17 protein-coding genes are annotated in these 18887 nt (G+C 63.5%); 8 read left to right on the forward strand and 9 right to left on the reverse strand.

Translation table 11 applies throughout. From position 1 onward, the window contains the following. Positions 1-138: 138 nt before the first annotated feature. From FFS45_RS19355 to yacG, 7 genes are all read left to right on the forward strand, one after another. Positions 139-1446 (forward strand): HlyC/CorC family transporter, encoded by a 1308-nt coding sequence (locus FFS45_RS19355; RefSeq protein ID WP_137956241.1) that lies wholly within the window; start codon positions 139-141, stop codon positions 1444-1446. A gap of 111 nt (positions 1447-1557) precedes the next feature. Then, on the forward strand, positions 1558-2982 hold the full coding sequence (locus FFS45_RS19360) for an ATPase, T2SS/T4P/T4SS family (protein WP_249362851.1): 1425 nt from the start codon (positions 1558-1560) through the stop codon (positions 2980-2982). Continuing rightward, the gene (locus FFS45_RS19365; protein ID WP_137956242.1) at positions 2979-4211 is read left to right on the forward strand and encodes a type II secretion system F family protein; all 1233 of its coding nucleotides are present in this window, start codon (positions 2979-2981) and stop codon (positions 4209-4211) included. Before FFS45_RS19360 ends, FFS45_RS19365 begins: the two co-directional genes overlap by 4 nt. 28 nt (positions 4212-4239) lie before the next feature. Next, positions 4240-5169 (forward strand): A24 family peptidase, encoded by a 930-nt coding sequence (locus FFS45_RS19370; protein ID WP_137956243.1) that lies wholly within the window; start codon positions 4240-4242, stop codon positions 5167-5169. A gap of 3 nt (positions 5170-5172) precedes the next feature. Continuing rightward, the gene (gene coaE, locus FFS45_RS19375) at positions 5173-5775 is read left to right on the forward strand and encodes a dephospho-CoA kinase (protein WP_137956244.1); all 603 of its coding nucleotides are present in this window, start codon (positions 5173-5175) and stop codon (positions 5773-5775) included. Positions 5776-5989: 214 nt separating this feature from the next. Continuing rightward, a complete protein-coding gene (gene zapD / locus FFS45_RS19380; protein ID WP_137956245.1) occupies positions 5990-6745 on the forward strand; it encodes a cell division protein ZapD in 756 nt (251 codons plus the stop codon). A gap of 98 nt (positions 6746-6843) precedes the next feature. After that, positions 6844-7041 (forward strand): DNA gyrase inhibitor YacG, encoded by a 198-nt coding sequence (yacG, locus tag FFS45_RS19385; protein ID WP_090686760.1) that lies wholly within the window; start codon positions 6844-6846, stop codon positions 7039-7041. Positions 7042-7189: 148 nt separating this feature from the next. Here yacG and FFS45_RS19390 read toward each other — a convergent pair whose 3' ends face one another. From FFS45_RS19390 to secA, 4 genes are all read right to left on the reverse strand, one after another. Further along, entirely contained in the window at positions 7190-7618 is a 429-nt protein-coding gene (locus tag FFS45_RS19390; RefSeq protein ID WP_137956246.1) for an NUDIX domain-containing protein, read from the reverse strand. Beyond that, positions 7615-8484, reverse strand: a complete 870-nt coding sequence (locus tag FFS45_RS19395; protein WP_137956247.1) for an ATP-binding protein — start codon at positions 8482-8484, stop codon at positions 7615-7617. The genes FFS45_RS19390 and FFS45_RS19395 overlap by 4 nt, the downstream gene beginning before the upstream one ends. Positions 8485-8523: 39 nt before the next feature. Beyond that, positions 8524-9765 carry a bifunctional glutamate N-acetyltransferase/amino-acid acetyltransferase ArgJ gene (argJ, locus tag FFS45_RS19400; RefSeq protein WP_137956248.1) on the reverse strand — a complete coding sequence of 414 codons (1242 nt, stop codon included), beginning with the start codon at positions 9763-9765 and terminating at the stop codon, positions 8524-8526. Positions 9766-9919: 154 nt separating this feature from the next. Beyond that, positions 9920-12715 (reverse strand): preprotein translocase subunit SecA, encoded by a 2796-nt coding sequence (gene secA, locus FFS45_RS19405; RefSeq protein WP_137956249.1) that lies wholly within the window; start codon positions 12713-12715, stop codon positions 9920-9922. 278 nt (positions 12716-12993) lie between these two features. Between secA and FFS45_RS19410 the strand changes: the two genes are divergently transcribed. Continuing rightward, positions 12994-13491: a DUF721 domain-containing protein gene (locus tag FFS45_RS19410; RefSeq protein WP_137956250.1), complete on the forward strand. Its 498-nt coding sequence runs from the start codon at positions 12994-12996 to the stop codon at positions 13489-13491. Positions 13492-13568: 77 nt separating this feature from the next. On the opposite strand, the gene lpxC is transcribed toward FFS45_RS19410, so the two are convergent. From lpxC to FFS45_RS19435, 5 genes are all read right to left on the reverse strand, one after another. Beyond that, positions 13569-14486 carry a UDP-3-O-acyl-N-acetylglucosamine deacetylase gene (gene lpxC / locus FFS45_RS19415; RefSeq protein ID WP_137956251.1) on the reverse strand — a complete coding sequence of 306 codons (918 nt, stop codon included), beginning with the start codon at positions 14484-14486 and terminating at the stop codon, positions 13569-13571. A gap of 275 nt (positions 14487-14761) precedes the next feature. Then, positions 14762-15265, reverse strand: a complete 504-nt coding sequence (locus FFS45_RS19420; RefSeq protein WP_137956252.1) for a peroxiredoxin — start codon at positions 15263-15265, stop codon at positions 14762-14764. Positions 15266-15540: 275 nt separating this feature from the next. Then, a complete protein-coding gene (gene ftsZ / locus FFS45_RS19425) occupies positions 15541-16737 on the reverse strand; it encodes a cell division protein FtsZ (protein ID WP_074302666.1) in 1197 nt (398 codons plus the stop codon). Between the two features lie 130 nt (positions 16738-16867). Next, the gene (ftsA, locus tag FFS45_RS19430; RefSeq protein ID WP_074262553.1) at positions 16868-18100 is read right to left on the reverse strand and encodes a cell division protein FtsA; all 1233 of its coding nucleotides are present in this window, start codon (positions 18098-18100) and stop codon (positions 16868-16870) included. Positions 18101-18127: 27 nt separating this feature from the next. Further along, entirely contained in the window at positions 18128-18880 is a 753-nt protein-coding gene (locus tag FFS45_RS19435) for a cell division protein FtsQ/DivIB (RefSeq protein ID WP_090686766.1), read from the reverse strand. Between the last annotated feature and the right edge of the window lie 7 nt (positions 18881-18887).

Consider the following 18887-nt stretch of genomic DNA (forward strand, 5'->3'; position numbering starts at 1 on the left):
TCTGTCGTTTTCTGCCAAAGTGCAGATACGTGCAGATGCACCGCGAATCCGGGCCGTCCTATGCCTTCTGGCCAGGCGGGCGAGTGCGGCACCCTCTGCTATATTCTCCCCATCCCGCCCCCTACCAGTTCGCGACACGTGGAACAACTACCCTTATGGGCGCAGATAGGCGCCGTCTTCCTGCTGCTTGTCTGCTCCAGTTTTTTCTCTATCTCCGAAACGGCGATGATGGCGCTCAACCGCCACCGCCTGAAGCACCTCTCCAATCAGGGCGTTCTCGGCGCCAAAACCACGCAAGGATTGCTCGCACGCACCGACGAGTTGCTGAGCGTGATCCTGATCGGCAACAACCTGTTCAACACGATCATCCCGGTACTGACCACCTCGGTCGCATTGCATACGTTTGGCCGCAACAATCTCGTGCTGTCGATCGCCACCGGCATCGTGGCGTTCCTGATCATCGTGTTCGCTGAGATCACGCCGAAGATCGTCGGCGCCACCTTTCCGGAAAAGATCGCGCTGCCGGCGAGCCTGCTGATCGCACCGCTCATGCGTGCGACGAGGCCTATCGTCTGGTTCGTCAACCTGTTCGCCAACACCATCCTGCGCATCCTGCACATCAACACGAAGGGCGCGCACGAGCAGCGCCTTTCAACCGAGGAGCTGCGCACCATCGTGCTGGAGTCCGGCAGCTTCATGCCGACCAAGCACCGCAGCATCCTGCTGAACCTGTTCGATCTGGAGAACATCTCCGTCGACGACGTGATGATTCCGCGCCGCCGGATCGAGGCGCTCGATTTCGATGCGCCGTTCGAGCAGATCCTGCATCAGCTCGAAACCTGCTATCACAACAAGCTGATCGTGTATCAAGGCGACATCGACCGTGTGCTCGGGGTGCTGCATGTGCGCAAGACGCTCTCAGCGCTGCATAACCAGGAACTCGAGCGAGAGACATTGCGCGAACTGCTCGCCGAACCGTACTTCGTGCCGAGCGGCACGCCGGTGTTCCAACAGTTGCAGTACTTCCAGGAGAGCCGCCACCGTACCGCGCTGGTCGTCAACGAATACGGCGAACTACAGGGGCTGGTGACACCGGAAGACATCATCGAGGAGCTGATCGGCGAGTTCACCACGTCGATCCCGCGAGGCGCGAATTCGCGGGGCGGCTGGAATGAGGACGGCGAGTGCATCGTCTCCGGCAGCATGCCGTTGCGCGAACTGAACCGGTGGCTGCAGCTCACGCTGCCGACTGACGGACCGAAGACACTCAACGGGCTGATTCTCGAAGTGCTCGAAGAGATTCCCGACGGCGATGTGTGCGTGCAGATCGGTGAGATCAAACTCGAAGTGATGCGCAGTGACGATCAGGCGGTCCGGACCGTCAAGATTTTCAAGCCGGGATCGCGCTCGGGGGCGAAGAAGGGCAGCAAGGCGCAGCGCGGTTGAGCTGGCGGGTGCACGGCGCATCTGGCCATCCGGCCGAATGGCGCTGGCGAGCGGCGTAACGGATGATGGAGCCGTCATGTTCTACAGGCGGCTCCCGGCCGGTTATCTTCGATGTCATCCTCCCGCCGTTCCGTGCCTGCTATTTCAGCGCAGCGCCTCGCAGATACAGTCAGCCAGGCTGGCGCACCGTATCGCGGCAGCCCTGTTAAAGCCAGACCGGCCGCTGCCTTAACCACTTCGGCGCCGTCTGCGTCGCCTGTTCTCTCCGCTGTCGGCCCCGCTGCCAACGCCACTGCCGGCCCCTTTGCCGGCGCAATCCGCGACGACACGCCCGGCCAAAACACCACGCCCGGACTCGCCGACGCTGACAACACACCCGCCGTCCGCCTGCTGAGCGATACCCTGCGCGAAGCTACGCGCCGCAACGCATCGGATCTGCATATCGAGCCCGCAGAGCAAGGCTGGCGCATGCGTCTGCGCATCGATGGCGTACTGCACGCCATCGCCCCACCGCCCGCGCATCTGCGCGATGCCTTCATCACGCGGGTGAAAGTGCTGGCGCGCATGGACATCGCCGAGCGGCGCGTGCCGCAGGACGGGCGGCTACGCATTGCCACTGGCCCCGGCCGCTTCGAAGACTATCGCGTCAACTCGCTGCCCACGCTGTTCGGAGAAAAGCTGGTGCTGCGCCGGCTCGACGCGCTGCCCGCCACCCTCTCGCTCGATTCCCTTGGTCTGAACCCCGCTCAGCGTGCGTCGCTCGAGGCGGCCATTGGCGCACCGCACGGGCTGGTTCTGGTGACAGGTCCCACGGGCAGCGGCAAAACCCTCTCGCTGTACTGCTTCCTGCAGATGCTGAACGCGGAGTCGCGCAATATCTGCTCAGTCGAAGATCCGGCGGAAATCCAGTTGGCCGGCATCAACCAGGTCAGCGTGCGCGAGAAGGCCGGTCTCACGTTTGCAGTCGCGCTCCGCGCGTTCCTGCGCCAGGATCCGGATGTGATCATGGTCGGCGAGATTCGCGATGAAGAAACCGCCGATGTCGCCGTCAAAGCCGCGCAGACCGGCCACCTGGTGCTCTCTACGCTGCACACCAACGACGCGCCGGCGGCTGTTGCCCGATTGATCGACATCGGTGTCGAGCCGTATAACCTCGCCGCCGCATTGCGCATGGTGACCGCGCAACGGCTCGTGAGGCGGCTCTGTGCGGCGTGCCGGACACCGGCGCCGCAATCGGCGGCGGCGCTGCATGCAGCCGGCTTCGCCGACGGCCAGCTCGAAGGCTGGCAGCCTTACCGTTCGGTGGGCTGTGACGCGTGTCATGGGATCGGCTTTCGCGGGCGGATCGGCATTCACCAGGTGATGCCGGTATCGGACGCAATGCGCGAGCTGATCGTCGCGAGCGCGGGCAGCCATGCGCTGGCGCGCCTGGCGCATGCCGAACATGTGACCACGCTGCGCGACGCCGCGCTGACGCTCGTGAAGGACGGCACCACCAGCCTCGCTGAAGCGCTAAGCGCCACTGAGGTCGCATGACGATGGCGGCTCGTGTACCCGGGACCGATGCGCCAGAGCTGCGCTTTGCGTGGCGCGGCGTCGACGCGGCAGGCACGCCGCACAGCGGCATGCTGATTGCGCCCGACGCAGATGCCGCGCGCGCGGCGCTCAAGCGCGACAAACTGTTCGTTGTCGAACTCACGATGCGCGGACCGGCGCCGCGTCCTCAGGCACGTGCCGCAGAGGTGACCCGCTTCACGCGTCAGTTGGCCAGCCTGCTGCGCGCCGGGCTGCCGCTCGCCCCCTCGCTCGACCTGCTGGCGCAAGCCCCTGCGCCACGCCAGCGGGGCATGTCACGCATCGTCGCCGCGTTGGCCCGCGACATCACCGGTGGCCTGAGCTTCTCAGCCGCGCTGGCGCGCCACGCCGCGCAATTCAACGCGCTCTATTGCCAGCTTGTCGCGGTCGGCGAGACGGCCGGTGCGCTGCCCGCTGTGTTGGCCCGCATCGCCGACGACCGCGAGCGGAGCGCCGCACAACGCGCCAAAGTAAAAGCCGCGCTCACCTATCCGGTCGCCATTCTGCTGCTGGCGCTCGGCATCACCGCCGCGCTGCTGATCTGGGTGGTGCCGACCTTCAAGCAGATCTTCGACGGCTTCGGCGCGCGCTTGCCGGCGCCCACGCAAATCGTCATGGCGCTGTCCGCCGCTGCCGCGCGCTGGAGCGTGCCGGCGCTCGCGCTGGCAGTGACGGGTGGATTCGCGCTGAGTTATCTGTTGCGGCATTCGGACAAGGCGCGCCTGGCAATGGCTCGCATATCGCTGCGCCTGCCTGTCGCGGGCCCGCTACTCGCCACACTGTGCGCCGCCCGCTGGAGCCGTGCGCTCGGTACGCTGCTCTCAGCCGGCACACCGCTCGCCGACGCCTTCGATTCACTCACACACGCTACCGGCAACGCCTGGTTCGATCGTGCGACCGTCGACATCGCGGCCCGCCTGCGGCGCGGCGAACGCCTCGCCGCCGCGATGCGCGCCGTCCATTGCTTCCCGGCTGAAGTGGTTCAGCCTGTGGCCGTCGCAGAGGAGTCCGGTGCATTGGATACCATGCTGATCGACGTCGCGTCGCTCAGCGATCGTCAGGTTGACGAAAAGATCGGCACGCTTGCGAGCCTGTGCGAGCCGCTGGTGATCATCGTGCTGGGGACGCTGGTCGGCGGTCTTGTTATTGCGATGTATCTTCCCATTATTCAACTCGGCAACGTGGTGTAGCATCGCAGCCGAATCCAACTCTTTCGCCATGCCAGCTAACTACGCGACCGTGTCAGAAACTTCCTTCAGCGCGCTTCATGGCCACTTTGCGGCTGGCCTCGGCGCCAACTTTGGCGCTTTGCCGGCCGGCGTGCAGCTCACCTTTGCAATCGTTTTCGGTCTGGTGATCGGCAGCTTTCTGAGCGTGGTTGCCCACCGCCTGCCCATCATGCTCGAACGCGCCTGGCGTGAAGAAGTCTGCGACGCCACTGGCCAGGCGCTCGAGGACGATGGCCTGCCGGCGCGCTATAACCTGTGGCTGCCGCGCAGCGCGTGCCCGCACTGCGGCCACGTGCTGAGGTCGTGGGAAAACATTCCGCTCGCGAGCTACCTGCTGCTGCGCGGCCGATGCTCCGCATGCAAGGCTCCGGTATCGGCGCGCTATCCGTTGCTCGAAATCGCCAGCGCCGCCTGCGCCGCGGGCGCACTGCTCGTATTCGGCCCAGGCGTCATGGCGCTCGCCGCGTTCGGCCTGTGCGCGGCCTTGCTTGCCATGAGCGCCATCGACATCGACACGCACCTGCTGCCCGACTCGCTGACCCTGCCGCTGCTGTGGGCCGGCCTGATCGTCAATTTCAACGGCATGTTTGCGAGCCTGCACGATGCGGTGGCAGGCGCGATCGCCGGCTATCTTGTACTGTGGGTGGTGCACTGGCTGTTCAAGCTCGTGCGCGGTGTCGAAGGCATGGGTTACGGCGACTTCAAGCTGCTCGCCGCGCTCGGCGCGTGGCTCGGCTGGATCGCCTTGCCGCAGATCGTGCTGATCGCGGCAGTAGCCGGCGCCGTCGTGGGACTCGCGGCAACGTGGCGCGGCCGCATGCGCTTCGAGGAGCCGCTGCCGTTCGGCCCGTTCCTCGCAGCCGGCGGCGCACTTACGCTGTTTCTCGGCACCCCTCTCTATCTGGCATTCGGAGGCTGACGCATGTTTGCTGTGGGACTGACAGGCGGGATCGGCAGCGGCAAGTCGACCGTCGCCGACCTGTTTGCTGCGCACGGCGTGGCGATCGTCGACACCGATCTGATCGCCCATCAGATCACCGCACCGCATGGCGCGGCGATAGCCCAGATCGCCCGCGAATTCGGCGCTGCGTTCGTTGCAGCAGACGGTTCACTGGACCGCGCCCGCATGCGCACGCTGATCTTCAGTGACGAAGACGCACGTCGGCGTCTCGAAGGGATCACTCATCCGTTGATTCGAACCGAGACCGAGCGCGCGAGGAACGAGGCAAGCGGACCGTACGTGATGCTGGTGGTACCGCTGCTGGTCGAGTCAGGCACATGGAAAACCCGCGTAGACCGAGTGCTGACCGTGGACTGCAGCGTCGAGACGCAGATCGCACGGGTTATGCGCCGCAACGCCTTCAGCCGTGAACAGGTGCTGGCGATCATCGCGCGTCAGGCAACCCGCGAGGCGCGCCTCGCCGCCGCCGACGAAGTCATCGTCAATGACAACACCTCAATGGAGGAACTCAGCGCACAGGTAGAGGCCCAGCATCGTCTATACCTGTCGCTGGCGGGCGTGTGAGCGTTGGGCGTGGCAGGGAAACAGCGAGACACGCAGTGCCAACACAGCCCGCTCCCGCTGTCTCACTAAAGAACGGTGACCACACTCAAACAGCGGCAAAACGCGCGGAAAAACCTGCGATAGCGCAGCAAGAAAGTGTGTGATTGCTAGGGTAGTCTCACGGCATTAGAATGTTCTGCATTCCCGTCACCGACCACGCCCGAGGCGAGCCCGCTTGATCCTTTACGAGTATCCCTTCAACGAGCGAATCCGGACGCTGTTGCGCCTCGAAGACCTCTTCGAGCGCTTCACGTTCTTTCTGACTCAGGAAGATGCCAGGGAACATCATGTCGCGTTGACGACGTTGTTTGAAATCTCTGAGGTCGCCGGTCGCGCGGATCTGAAGTCGGATCTGATGAAGGAACTGGAACGGCAGCGGCAAACGCTTGCGCCGTTTCGCGGCAATCCGGGAATCGAGCAAAACGCGCTCGAAGCGGTGCTTGGCGAAATCGAGCAAACACTCGCGGGGCTCTCGCAGATGCAAGGCAAGACTGGCCAGCATCTTGCAGACAATGAGTGGCTGGCCAGTATCCGCAGCCGCGCCATCATCCCAGGCGGCACCTGCAAGTTCGACCTGCCGTCTTACTATGCATGGCAGCAAACCCATCCGGATCAGCGCCGCCAGGACATCGCCAAGTGGGTCATGCCCCTCCTGCCGTTGCGCGACGCTGCCACTATCGTGTTGCGCCTCGCTCGCGAGTCGGGTCAGGCGTCGAAGGTCATGGCCATGCAGGGAAGCTACCAGCAGATGCTGTCTGGCCGCTCGTATCAGCTGATGCAGGTGCGCGTCGCGCCGGAGTTGCGGGTAATTCCCGAGGCGAGCGCCAACAAGTACATGCTGTGGGTGCGCTTCACGGTTCAGGACGGCGACCTGCGGCCGCGCGCGGTGGATGTGGATGTGCCGTTTCAGCTCACCCTGTGCAGCCTGTAACCCGGCCTTCGCGCCTGTGTCGACGGGCTTGCCTTTCAAGCAGCGAAAATGCCCCTATATTAGAGACTTGTCCCGCTTCCGATTGACTGCCTGACCGAATGATTACTGTCGTTAAATGCCCAACCTGCGCGAAGGAAGTCCGCTGGACGCCTGAAAACCGCTTCCGCCCGTTCTGCTCCGAACGCTGCAAGCAGATCGACCTCGGTGCATGGGCCGCTGAGAAGTACAAGATCGGCGGCACCGACGAAGAAGCGCCGTCAGACGACGAGCCAACCGGCGACTACAACCCGCACTAAGCGTGGTTCGCCACGCGCGCGCCGAGCCTCACACGCCCCCGCCCGGCTCGAGTCGAGGGTTGCACGCTCCCAAATCACCTGATGCAGTCGGGGCAGGTGTCAGGGGCGCAGCCTGAGGCTGCGCCCCACTCGACCTTCTTGATCACCACTATTCCGCGGCAAGCCACTCCAGCACCGGAATGGTCGCCGGCAACAACGGCGATACCTCCGCAGGCAGCGACTGCCAGACAAACGCCTGGCCTTCGCGGCCGTGCGGCTCGCCCGTCCACTGCGTCACCTTGCAGAAGTACAGCCGCACGTAGGCATGCGGGTAATCGTGCTCGAGCGTATGCCAGCGGTGGCTCGCGGTGACCTCGATACCCAGTTCCTCGTGCAGTTCGCGAGCCAGCGCCGCCTCGACCGATTCGCCCGGCTCCAGCTTGCCACCCGGAAACTCCCAATACCCCTCGTAAGGCTTACCGGCTGGCCGTTGGGCGAGCAGATAGCGCCCGTCCGGCTGGACGAGCACGCCGACCGCCACTTCCGTGACCGGCCGGCCTTGAGGGTTTGCGATAGCTGCCTCGGTCGTATCCGTCATGCCTGCGACTTCCGGCCGGACCAGTCACGGGCGAACTGCCATGCCACACGCCCCGAGCGCGAGCCGCGTTCGAGCGCCCATACGAGCGCATCGCCGCGCGCCGATTCGATTTCCGCGGCATCGCAACCGAAGTGCTGCAACCAGTGCCCGACGATCGACAGATAGTCGTCCTGCTTGAACGGATAGAAGCTGACCCACAGCCCGAAGCGCTCGGACAGTGAAATCTTTTCTTCGACCACTTCCCCCGGATGAATCTCACCATCGGACGTATGTTTGTACGTCTCGTTGTCGCTGATGTATTCGGGCAACAGATGGCGCCGGTTCGAGGTCGCGTAGATCAGCACGTTATCGGACTGCGCGGCCACCGAGCCGTCCAGCGCCACCTTCAGTGCCTTGTAGCCGGACTCGCCTTCCTCGAACGAGAGATCGTCGCAGAACACCACGAAGCGCTCAGGACGCTGCGAGATCAGATCGACAATGTCGCCCAGATCGTGCAGGTCGTCCTTGTCCACTTCGATCAGACGCAGGCCGTCCTTGGCATATGCGTTCAGGCAAGCCTTGATCAGCGAGGACTTGCCGGTGCCGCGCGCGCCCGTCAGCAGCACGTTGTTGGCGGGCTGCTTGAGGACGAACTGGCGGGTGTTCTGCTCGATCAGCCCTTTCTGGCGATCGATGTTCTGCAGGTCGTCGAGCGTGATGTCCGAGATAGCCGGAACCGGTTGCAGGTAGCCGCGCCCCTGGCGCTTGCGCCAGCGAAACGCCACCGCCGCCGACCAGTCCACCTCCGGCGCCGCAGGCGGAAGCACGGCTTCCAGGCGGCCGAGCAGCGCTTCGGCGCGGGTCAAAAACTGTTCGAGTTTATCCATGACGAAAAATGAAAGCGAAGCGGCAGCCTTGGGGGCCGCTTACGAACGATAGTCGGCGTTGATGCTCACGTACTCATGCGACAGGTCGCAAGTCCAGATCGTGGCTTGCGCGTCACCGCGGCCCAGCACGACGCGAATCAGGATCTCCGCCTTCTTCATCACCCGCTGGCCGTCTTCCTCACGGTACTCCGGATTGCGGCCGCCCGCCTTCGCCACCAGCACGTCGTCCAGATACAGGTCGATCTTGCCGACATCGAGATCCGTCACGCCGGCATAGCCGATGGCCGCGAGAATCCGGCCGAGGTTCGGGTCCGACGCGTAGAACGCCGTCTTGACCAGCGGCGAATGGCCGATCGCATAGGCGATCTGGCGGCATTCGGCCACGTTCGAACCGCCTTCCACCTGCACCGTCATGAACTTGGTGGCGCCTTCGCCGTCACGGATGATCAACTGGGCGAGCGTCTGTGCGAGTTCGGTCACCGCTTCGCGCAATGCAGCATAGGCAGGCGAATCGGTGGACGTCACGGCCGGCAGGCTCGACTTGCCCGAGGCGATCAGGATGAACGAGTCGTTGGTCGAGGTATCGCCGTCGATCGTGATGCAATTGAACGAGCGGTCCGCGACATGCTTGACCAGCGCGTCTAGCACCGGCTGCGAAACGGCGGCGTCGAAGGCGAGGAAACCGAGCATGGTGGCCATGTTCGGCTTGATCATGCCCGCCCCCTTGCTGATGCCGGTCATCGTCACCGTGTGGCCGCCGATCGTCACCTGGCGCGACGCGGCTTTAGGCAGCGTGTCGGTGGTCATGATGGCTTGCGCCGCGTCGTACCAATGCGCAGCCTGGCGGTTCTCCAGCGCGGCAGGCAGGCCAGCCTTCAGGCGCTCGACCGGCAGCGGTTCGAGAATCACGCCGGTCGAGAACGGCAGCACCTGTTCCGGCGCGATCCCGGCGAGGCGCGCCAGCTCGACGCAGGTTTCGCGAGCATGGGCGAGGCCCGGCTCGCCGGTGCCCGCGTTGGCGTTGCCGGTGTTCACCACCAGCGCGCGAATCGCCTTGCCGCCGGCACGAACGTGCTCCAGATGCTCACGGCACACGGTCACGGGCGCCGCACAAAACCGGTTCGACGTGAACACGCCGCTCACCGTCGCACCTTCTTCGACGGAAATGACCAGCACGTCCTTGCGGTTCGGCTTGCGAATGTTCGCCTCAGCCCAGCCTAGCGTGACGCCAGCGACGGGGTGAAGTTGGGCGGGATCGATCGAGGGAAAATTGACAGCCATGGTCGCGACCTGTCTAAGTTGAAAATGCCGGCATGGAGCCGGCATCGGAAAATCACAAGAGAATGAGGCGCCGAGCGCCCCACCACCGCGGAATCACCAGCAAGGAGCTGGGTAAAACGACGCGGCGCGCTTGACGCGCGCCGCTGGTTCAATCTCAGGCAATCTTGCCGTGGCACTGCTTGTACTTCTTGCCGCTGCCGCACGGGCACGGGTCGTTGCGGCCTACCTTCGGCACACCGTCGCCGAGCGGTTCGACCGGCGCATGCGCGTGACTCATCGCGTCGCCGATCATCGCGGCCGTCGCTGCCTCAGCCGCCACCGGAGCCGCAACCTCGGCGAATTCGGCGTGGCGGAATTCGACGTTCTCGAGGTGGCTGCCCTGCTCTTCATACTCCTCGGCCGCCTGCTCAAGCTGCTCCGGCGACTGGATCTGCACGTTCATCACCACCCGCGTGACTTCGAGCTTCACTGCATCCAGCATAGCCGCGAACAGTTCGAACGCCTCGCGCTTGTACTCCTGCTTCGGGTTCTTCTGGGCGTAACCGCGCAGATGAATGCCCTGGCGCAGGTGGTCGAGCGCGGCAAGGTGTTCGCGCCAGCTACGGTCCAGCGTCTGCAACATGATCGAACGTTCGAAGCCGCTGAAATTTTCGCGGCCAACCTGCTCCACCTTCGATTCGTACGCTTCATCCGCGGCAGCAATCACCGCTTCGAGGATCTCGTCCACGCTGATCGACGACGACTCGTTGATCATTTCCTGAATCGCCAGATCGAGCTGCCACTCATTGCGCAGCACTTCTTCCAGCTCGGGCACGTCCCACTGCTCTTCAATGCTGCCAGCCGGCACAAACTGATGAACGATATCGGTAATCACGCCATGACGCATGGCGCCGATCGTTTCCGCGATATCGTTCGCCTCAAGCAATTCATTGCGCTGCTGATAGATCACCTTGCGCTGATCGTTCGACACATCGTCGTATTCGAGCAATTGCTTACGAATATCGAAGTTGCGCGCCTCGACCTTGCGTTGCGCCGATTCGATCGACCGGGTGACGATGCCCGCCTCGATCGCCTCGCCTTCCGGCATCCTCAGGCGGTCCATGATGGAACGCACGCGGTCGCCGGCAAAAATACGCAGCAGCGGATCTTCCAGCGACAGATAGAAGCGCGACGAACCCGGGTCGCCCTGACGGCCGGCACGGCCGCGCAACTGGTTGTCGATCCGGCGCGATTCGTGACGCTCGGTGCCGATAATGTGCAGACCGCCCGCGGCCTTCACCTGGTCGTGCAGCGCCTGCCATTCGTCATGCAGCTTCTGGATGCGGCGCTGCTTTTCGTCATCCGGGATTGCCGGATCGGCTTCAATGAAGGCCGCCTGTTTCTCGGCGTTGCCGCCCAGCACGATGTCGGTACCGCGGCCGGCCATGTTGGTTGCAATCGTCACGCGTTGCGGACGGCCCGCTTCGGCCACGATCTCCGCTTCGCGCGCATGCTGCTTGGCGTTCAGCACTTCGTGCGGCAGGCCGGCCTGCTTGAGCAGGTGCGACAGCAGTTCAGAGTTTTCGATCGAGGTCGTACCCACCAGCACCGGCTGGCCACGCTCGTGACAGTCGCGGATGTCGCGAATCACCGCGTCGTAACGTTCCTTCGCCGTCTTGTAGATCTGATCCTGCTTGTCGATCCGCTTCGGCGGACGGTTGGTCGGGATCACGACCGTTTCCAGCCCGTAAATCTCGTTGAACTCGTACGCTTCCGTATCCGCCGTGCCGGTCATGCCGGACAGCTTCGCGTACATGCGGAAGTAGTTCTGGAACGTGATCGACGCGAGCGTCTGGTTTTCGCTCTGGATCTTGACGTGTTCTTTCGCCTCGACGGCCTGGTGCAAGCCATCCGACCAGCGGCGGCCCGACATCAGGCGGCCGGTGAATTCGTCGACGATCACGACTTCGTTGTTCTGCACCACGTAGTGCTGGTCTTTGTAGAACAGCGTGTGCGCGCGCAACGCGGCGTACACGTGGTGCATCAGCGTGATGTTCTGCGGCGCGTAGAGGCTCTCGCCCTCGCCGATCAGGCCCCATTCGGCGAGCAGGCGCTCCGCCTTTTCGTGACCCGATTCCGTCAGGAACACCTGGCGGCCCTTTTCGTCCAGCGTATAGTCGCCCGGCTTTTCGACGCCCGTGCCGTCTGCTTTTTCTTCGCCAATCTGGCGCTCGAGCAGCGGCGGCAGCGCATTCATGCGCACATACAGCTCGGTGTGGTCTTCGGCCTGGCCGGAGATGATCAGCGGCGTACGCGCTTCGTCGATCAGGATCGAGTCCACTTCGTCGACGACCGCGAAATTCAGCGAGCGCTGCACGCGCGCGTCGGTCTCGTAGACCATGTTGTCGCGCAGGTAGTCGAAGCCGAATTCGTTGTTGGTGCCGTAGGTAATGTCCGACGCGTAGGCCTGCTGCTTCATGGCGTGGTCCATCTGCGACAGGTTGATGCCGACCGACAGACCAAGGAAGTTGTAGAGGCGCGCCATCCATTCCGCGTCGCGCTGCGCCAGGTAATCGTTCACTGTCACGACGTGCACGCCGCGCCCGGCCAGCGCATTCAGATACACCGGCAGCGTGGCGACCAGCGTCTTGCCTTCGCCGGTGCGCATTTCGGCGATCTTGCCGTAATGCAGCACCATCCCGCCGATCAGCTGCACGTCGAAGTGACGCATCTTCAGGACGCGCTTGCTGGCCTCCCGGCAGACCGCGAAGGCCTCCGGCAGCAGCTTGTCGAGCGATTCGCCGCTGGCGATGCGCTGGCGGAATTCACCCGTTTTGGCGCGCAGTTGGTCATCCGTCAATTGCTCGATCTGCGGCTCGAGCGCATTGATCGCCGTGACGGTCTTTTGATATTGCTTGACTAGCCGCTGATTGCGGCTGCCAAAAATCTTTTGTAGAAAACCGGTGGTCATCGGATCGTTGTCTGCGTCGCGGCTTCAGCCGGGTCCCGGCATGCGGTTTGGCCACATGGCGGGTCCGGGTTGGAGGTGCCTCGGCGGCTTAGTCCAAGAGTGAATTCGAATCGGGCATTTTAGCACGCGCCCCAGCGCGCGCCTGTGACACAGGCGCGACGCCGGAACACGGTGCCTAGCCCCTGCCGGAGCCCATCGGAGCCGGCCGGGAGCACATCCCGCGCGGTACAATCCCGGCGTGGTGGCGCATTGGGCGCACTCACGCCTTACTATCGTACATGAGCCGCTCCCCGTCGTTTTCAAGGCCGCCGCCGAAGCAGTTCAACGCGCGCCGACCCCAGCCGGTCGCCGAGGTGCTCAACCGCACCGACGCATTTGCCGCCCTGCGCGCCGGAGTGGAGCAGATCGCCGCGCTGGAGCGTGATCTGCGTCAATTGCTGCCCGACTACCTTGCCTCGAGCGTCGAACCCGGTTTCATCAAGGACGGCGTACTGGCACTATTTGCCGCGCACAATGCGCTGGCAGCCCGCTTGCGTCATCTGGAGCCGCGTCTGTTGTCCGATTTGCAGCAGCGCGGCTGGGCGGTCAACTCGCTGCGGATCCGCGTGCGGCCGCAAGCGGCGAAAGAACCGCCGCCCATCAAGCAGGCCCGTATGACGCCGGCCGGTGCCGATGCATTGCATGCGCTGAGCGAATCGCTCGCACCCTCGCCTTTGCAGGCAGCGCTGGCCAGGATGGCGGCGCGGCACCTGCGAAACCGCGAACCCAAAAAATAAGCGGCCCCGAGGGGCCGCTTATTTTTTATACGCTTGCTTGAATCACGCGCTGGATGGCTTATGGCGCTCCCAACGAATCAGGCAAACGCCGTTTGCGTATCGAACGCAAAACCACGCGGCGCCTTCTGCTTGTCTTCGAAGGTCACAATTTCGTACGCATCCTCGTGCTTCAACAGCTCGCGCAGCAACGCGTTGTTGAGCCCGTGACCCGACTTGTACGCCGTGTACGACGCGAGCAGCGGGTGGCCGGCCACGTACAGGTCGCCGATCGCATCGAGCATCTTGTGCTTCACGAACTCGTCGTCATAGCGCAGGCCGTCGTTGTTCAGGATGCGGTACTCGTCGAGAGCGATGGCGTTGTCCAGGCTGGCGCCGCGGGCGAGGCCCAGTTCGCGCAGCATTTCCACTTCATGTGCATAGCCGAACGTGCGGGCGCGGGCAATATCACGCACGTAAGAGGTGTGCGCGAAGTCCACTTCCAGCGCCTGGCCGGTCTTGTCGACTGCCGGATGGCGGAAGTCGATCGTGAATTTCAGCTTGAAGCCGAAAAACGGGTCCAGCCGGGCAAACTTGTCGCCTTCGCGGATTTCGACCGGTTTCTTGACCTTGATGAACTTCTTCGCCGCGTTCTGCTCCTCGATGCCCACCGACTGAATCAGGAACACAAACGTAGCCGCGCTACCGTCCATGATGGGAATTTCTTCGGCGGTGACGTCGACATACAGATTGTCGATCCCCAGACCCGCGCAAGCCGACATCAGATGCTCGATGGTCGAGACACGCACACCGTCCTTCTGGAGCACGGAGGCAAGGCGCGTGTCGCCGATCGACGTCGTGGCCGCAAGAATGTCTACCGGGGTCGGCAGGTCCACACGCGTGAACACGATGCCCGTGTCAGGACCGGCCGGACGGAGCGTCAACTCGACCTTGCGGCCCGAGTGCACGCCGATGCCGACAGTCTTGACAATCGATTTGATAGTGCGCTGCTTCAACATGGTGATCTTCTGTTCGATTGAAAATCCCAATCGGGACTTTTTATTCCATAGCCCAGAGTATACTCCATTACCCTAAGGAGCGTCGCTGCGCTGACGGTATCAATCTGTTTCGCTGCATTACCCAGCTTACCGAACGGGTAAAGCGTGACGGGCCGACGCCCGGAACGGAGGCGTTTCCGGTCATCAGCCCGCGTTACGACTTGTCACACGAATGCCTTCTGGCCGTTGCCCTGGCACAACGAGGCGCCGGGAAAAAGCCGTTCAGCACTCCCGAACTAGCTCAACGTAGCGAGGATACTCCCTGCATCGCTGACTTCGAACTTGCCGGGTGCCTCGACGTGCAGCGTCTTGACCACGCCGTCGTCGACCACCATCGCGTAGCGCTGGGAACGGATTCCCATGCCGCGCGCCGACAGGTCCTGCTCCAGACCGAGCGCCCGCGTGAAAGCCGCACTACCGTCCGCCATCATGCGCACCTTGCCCGAGGTGTGCTGATCGCGTCCCCACGCGCCCATGACGAACGCGTCGTTGACGGACACGCACCAGATTTCGTCGATACCGGCAGCGCGCAACTGCTCGGCGTGCCCGACATAACCCGGCACATGCTTGGCCGAACAGGTCGGAGTGAAAGCGCCCGGCAGTCCGAAGATCACCACGCGTTTGCCCGCCGTCTGTTCGCGCACGTCGAAGCTGTTCGGCCCGATCGTGCAGCCCGCACGCTCGTCCTCGATTAATTCGAAGACGATTGCGTCGGGTAGCTTTTCACCTACCTTGATCATGCTCAGTCCTTCACATCGATGCGGAGCGTGCCCGCACGTTGTCGTGCCGCAGTGGATCGCGCAGTGAACCGGAAAGTCGCGCACCTGCCCCTACTTTTTGCGCTATCCGCCGGCGACAGCCGCCCCTTCCGCTTCGCGAATCCGAAGAGGACACCTGTCCTTGCCGCTTTTCTGACGAAAATGCGGCCTGCTTGTCCGTTCCACCCGCCACGCTCGTGCATTTCCTGCTGGCACGTAGCAACTGCCGTGCCGCAGCGAAAGCCTGCCCGTGTGCGTTAGTCCGCCTGCTTGCGCAGGAATGCCGGAATATCGTACGTATCGACGCCCTTTTCCTGCAGCGCCTGCACGTGCGAAGCCGCCGTGTCACGCGAAGTGCGCCACACTGCCGGCGTGTCCAGCGCGCCGTAGTCTGCCGTGCTTGCGTGGTGTTGCGGAGCGTACGCGTGTTGCATTGCGCCGATCGGCTGGTTGTCCGTGCCGGTGCGCAGCAGCGTCATCGGAGCCGATTGCTGCTTCTTCGCCGCACGGCCCAGACCCGTTGCCACCACCGTCACGCGCAGCGCGTCGCCCATTGCGTCATCGTATACCGCGCCGAAAATCACGGTTGCGTCTTCCGCCGCGTAGCTCTTGATGGTGTTCATCACTTCGCGGGTTTCCGACAGGCGCAGCGAACGGCTCGACGTGATGTTGACCAGCACGCCACGTGCACCCGACAGATCCACGCCTTCCAGCAGCGGGCTGGCCACAGCCTGCTCAGCGGCGAGGCGCGCGCGATCGACGCCGGCAACCGTCGCCGTGCCCATCATCGCCTTGCCCTGCTCGCCCATCACCGTCTTCACGTCTTCAAAGTCGACGTTCACCAGACCGTCGACATTGATGATTTCGGCGATGCCTGCAACTGCGTTGTTCAGAACGTCGTCCGCGCACTGGAAGCACTTGTCCATCTCGGCGTCATCGCCCATCACCTCGAACAGCTTGTCGTTCAGAACGACGATCAGCGAGTCGACGTGATCCTCCAGTTGCTGCGAACCAGCTTCTGCCACACGCATGCGCTTGCCGCCTTCGAATTCGAACGGCTTGCTGACCACGCCAACAGTCAAGATACCCATTTCCTTGGCGATCTGCGCCACGACCGGAGCTGCCCCCGTGCCCGTGCCGCCACCCATGCCTGCGGTGATGAACACCATGTGCGCGCCGCGCAGTGCGTCTGCGATACGCTCACGTGCTTCTTCTGCTGCCGCGCGGCCCATTTCCGGCTTGGCGCCAGCGCCCAGACCGGTGTTGCCGAGCTGGATCACCGCGGTGGCGCGCGAACGCGACAGAGCCTGTGCGTCCGTGTTCATCACGATGAAGTCGACGCCTTGCACGCCGCGGTTGATCATGTGCTGAACGGCATTGCCGCCAGCGCCACCGACTCCGACCACCTTGATGATGGTGCCGTTGGTTTCGGTTTCCAGCATCTGGAATTCCATGTTGCCTCCGTCAAGATAAAAAATTGCAGCCACTCGGCCGTTATTCGGCAGGAGATCGGGCAACCCCCTGTCGCGCGCCAGCCGCCGGCACCAGCGCGTATTTTGAAAACCTGTTCGTACGGCGAATGCTTTAGAAATTACCGAGGAACCAGTCCTTCATCCGTGTGAAGACCTGCCCCATCGAGCCGGATTGCACCGCCACCTTGCGGCCGCGCATCCGTTGCGAACGTCCTTCCACCAGCAGGCCCATCGCCGTCGAATAGCGCGGGTTGCGCACTACATCTGCGAGACCGCCCGCATATTCGGGCACGCCGATGCGCACCGGCTTCAGGAAGATGTCCTCACCCAGCTCGACCATGCCGATCATCATCGACGCGCCGCCGGTCAGCACCACGCCGGAGCTCAGCAGTTCCTCGTAACCCGACTCGCGCACCACCTGCTGCACGAGCGAAAACAGTTCTTCGACACGCGGCTCGATCACCGCCGCCAGCGCCTGGCGCGACAGCGTGCGCGGACCGCGCTCGCCCAGACCCGGCACTTCGATCATCTCGTCCGGATCGGCCAAGGCCTGCTTGGCGATGCCGTAGTCGACCTTGATGTCTTCCGCATCCGGCGTCGGCGTGCGCAGCGCCATGGCGATGTCGCTCGTAATCTGGTCGCCGGCGATCGGAATCACGGCGGTGTGGCGAATCGCGCCTTCGCTGAAAATCGCAATGTCCGTCGTGCCGCCGCCGATGTCCACCAGCACCACGCCCAGTTCCTTCTCGTCCTCAGTCAACACCGCCAGCGACGACGCCAGCGGCTGCAGGATCAGGTCGTTCACTTCGAGCCCGCAGCGGCGCACGCACTTGACGATGTTCTGCGCCGCGCTCACCGCGCCGGTCACGATATGCACCTTCACTTCGAGGCGGATGCCGCTCATGCCGATCGGCTCACGCACGTCTTCCTGACCGTCGATGATGAATTCCTGGGTCAGGATATGCAGCACCTGCTGATCGGTCGGGATGTTGATCGCCTTGGCCGTCTCGATCACGCGCGCGACGTCCGCCTGCGTGACTTCTTTCTCCTTGATCGCCACCATCCCGCTCGAATTGAACGAGCGGATATGGCTGCCGGCGATCCCGGTAAACACGTTCGTGATCTTGCAGTCGGCCATCAGCTCGGCTTCTTCGAGCGCACGCTGAATGGACTGCACGGTGGCCTCGATGTTCACCACCACGCCTTTCTTGAGCCCCTTCGATTCGCTCTGGCCGAGGCCGATCACCTCGTAGTGACCTTCGCCCTTCAGCTCGGCGACGATGGCCACGACCTTCGACGTCCCAATGTCGAGGGCGACCAGCAGATCCTTGTAGTCTTTACTCATAGCGTGCTCATTGCGTGTGATGTTCCGTTACTTCTTGCCTTTGTCGGGTTCGCTGATAAAGCGCATACCTGCTGCGCGAATCGCGAAACCGTTCGGATAGCGCAAGTCCGCATACTCGATATCCTTCCCCCAGCGTTGCGTCACTGCCGCCCACGCCGCCGTCAGGCGCCGGCTGCGATCGAACAGCGTCTGCTGATTGCGCTCGCGCCCCAGTTCCACCTGCGTGCCGTTGGACAGCTTCACCGTCCAGGCGTAACGCGGCGACAGCGTCACTTCCTCCGGCGTCGCGCCCAACGGCGCAAACCACTTCTTGAAGTCGCGATAGCGTGCGACCACTTCCTGCGCCGTGCCGTCGGGACCGTCGAAGGCCGGCAAATCCTCTTCGAGCTCGCCCTGGTTCGCGGTGAACAGTTCACCGTCCACGCTCACCAGTTGATCGCTGCCCCACGTTCCAAGCGGTTTGTACTCTTCCAGCGTGACAGCCAGCGCATTCGGCCAGACGCGCCGCACACTCGCGTGACGCACCCACGGCATCTGCTCGAAGGCCTGGCGCGCCGCGTCCAGATCCACGGTAAAAAAGTTGCCCTTCAGGCGGCCCACCACGCCGGCGCGCACCGTCGGCGAATTGATGTGCTCGGTGTCGCCGTCGATGCGGATTTCACGCAACGCAAAGTTCGGGCGCTGCACCAGCCAGATTCCGCCTGCCGCCAGCAGCACGAGCACCAGCAACGCGTGCAGCGCGTTGGCGGCGAAATTGAGCTGGCGAACGTTGTTCCACATAGCGATG

It is taken from the genome of Burkholderia sp. 4M9327F10 (genome assembly GCF_005503145.1).
Taxonomy (GTDB): Bacteria; Pseudomonadota; Gammaproteobacteria; order Burkholderiales; family Burkholderiaceae; genus Paraburkholderia.

What these genes read in the sequence shown, in the direction of transcription:
- FFS45_RS19360 (WP_249362851.1), top strand. Translation starts at nt 1,558, where the DNA reads ATGTCATCCTCCCGCCGTTCCGTGCCTGCTATTTCAGCGCAGCGCCTC.
- coaE (WP_137956244.1), top strand. Translation starts at nt 5,173, where the DNA reads ATGTTTGCTGTGGGACTGACAGGCGGGATCGGCAGCGGCAAGTCGACC.
- ftsA (WP_074262553.1), bottom strand. Translation starts at nt 18,100, where the DNA reads ATGAGTAAAGACTACAAGGATCTGCTGGTCGCCCTCGACATTGGGACG.
- yacG (WP_090686760.1), top strand. Translation starts at nt 6,844, where the DNA reads ATGATTACTGTCGTTAAATGCCCAACCTGCGCGAAGGAAGTCCGCTGG.
- ftsZ (WP_074302666.1), bottom strand. Translation starts at nt 16,737, where the DNA reads ATGGAATTCCAGATGCTGGAAACCGAAACCAACGGCACCATCATCAAG.
- FFS45_RS19390 (WP_137956246.1), bottom strand. Translation starts at nt 7,618, where the DNA reads ATGACGGATACGACCGAGGCAGCTATCGCAAACCCTCAAGGCCGGCCG.
- FFS45_RS19435 (WP_090686766.1), bottom strand. Translation starts at nt 18,880, where the DNA reads ATGTGGAACAACGTTCGCCAGCTCAATTTCGCCGCCAACGCGCTGCAC.
- secA (WP_137956249.1), bottom strand. Translation starts at nt 12,715, where the DNA reads ATGACCACCGGTTTTCTACAAAAGATTTTTGGCAGCCGCAATCAGCGG.
- FFS45_RS19370 (WP_137956243.1), top strand. Translation starts at nt 4,240, where the DNA reads ATGCCAGCTAACTACGCGACCGTGTCAGAAACTTCCTTCAGCGCGCTT.
- argJ (WP_137956248.1), bottom strand. Translation starts at nt 9,765, where the DNA reads ATGGCTGTCAATTTTCCCTCGATCGATCCCGCCCAACTTCACCCCGTC.
- FFS45_RS19420 (WP_137956252.1), bottom strand. Translation starts at nt 15,265, where the DNA reads ATGATCAAGGTAGGTGAAAAGCTACCCGACGCAATCGTCTTCGAATTA.
- FFS45_RS19410 (WP_137956250.1), top strand. Translation starts at nt 12,994, where the DNA reads ATGAGCCGCTCCCCGTCGTTTTCAAGGCCGCCGCCGAAGCAGTTCAAC.
- FFS45_RS19365 (WP_137956242.1), top strand. Translation starts at nt 2,979, where the DNA reads ATGACGATGGCGGCTCGTGTACCCGGGACCGATGCGCCAGAGCTGCGC.
- lpxC (WP_137956251.1), bottom strand. Translation starts at nt 14,486, where the DNA reads ATGTTGAAGCAGCGCACTATCAAATCGATTGTCAAGACTGTCGGCATC.
- FFS45_RS19395 (WP_137956247.1), bottom strand. Translation starts at nt 8,484, where the DNA reads ATGGATAAACTCGAACAGTTTTTGACCCGCGCCGAAGCGCTGCTCGGC.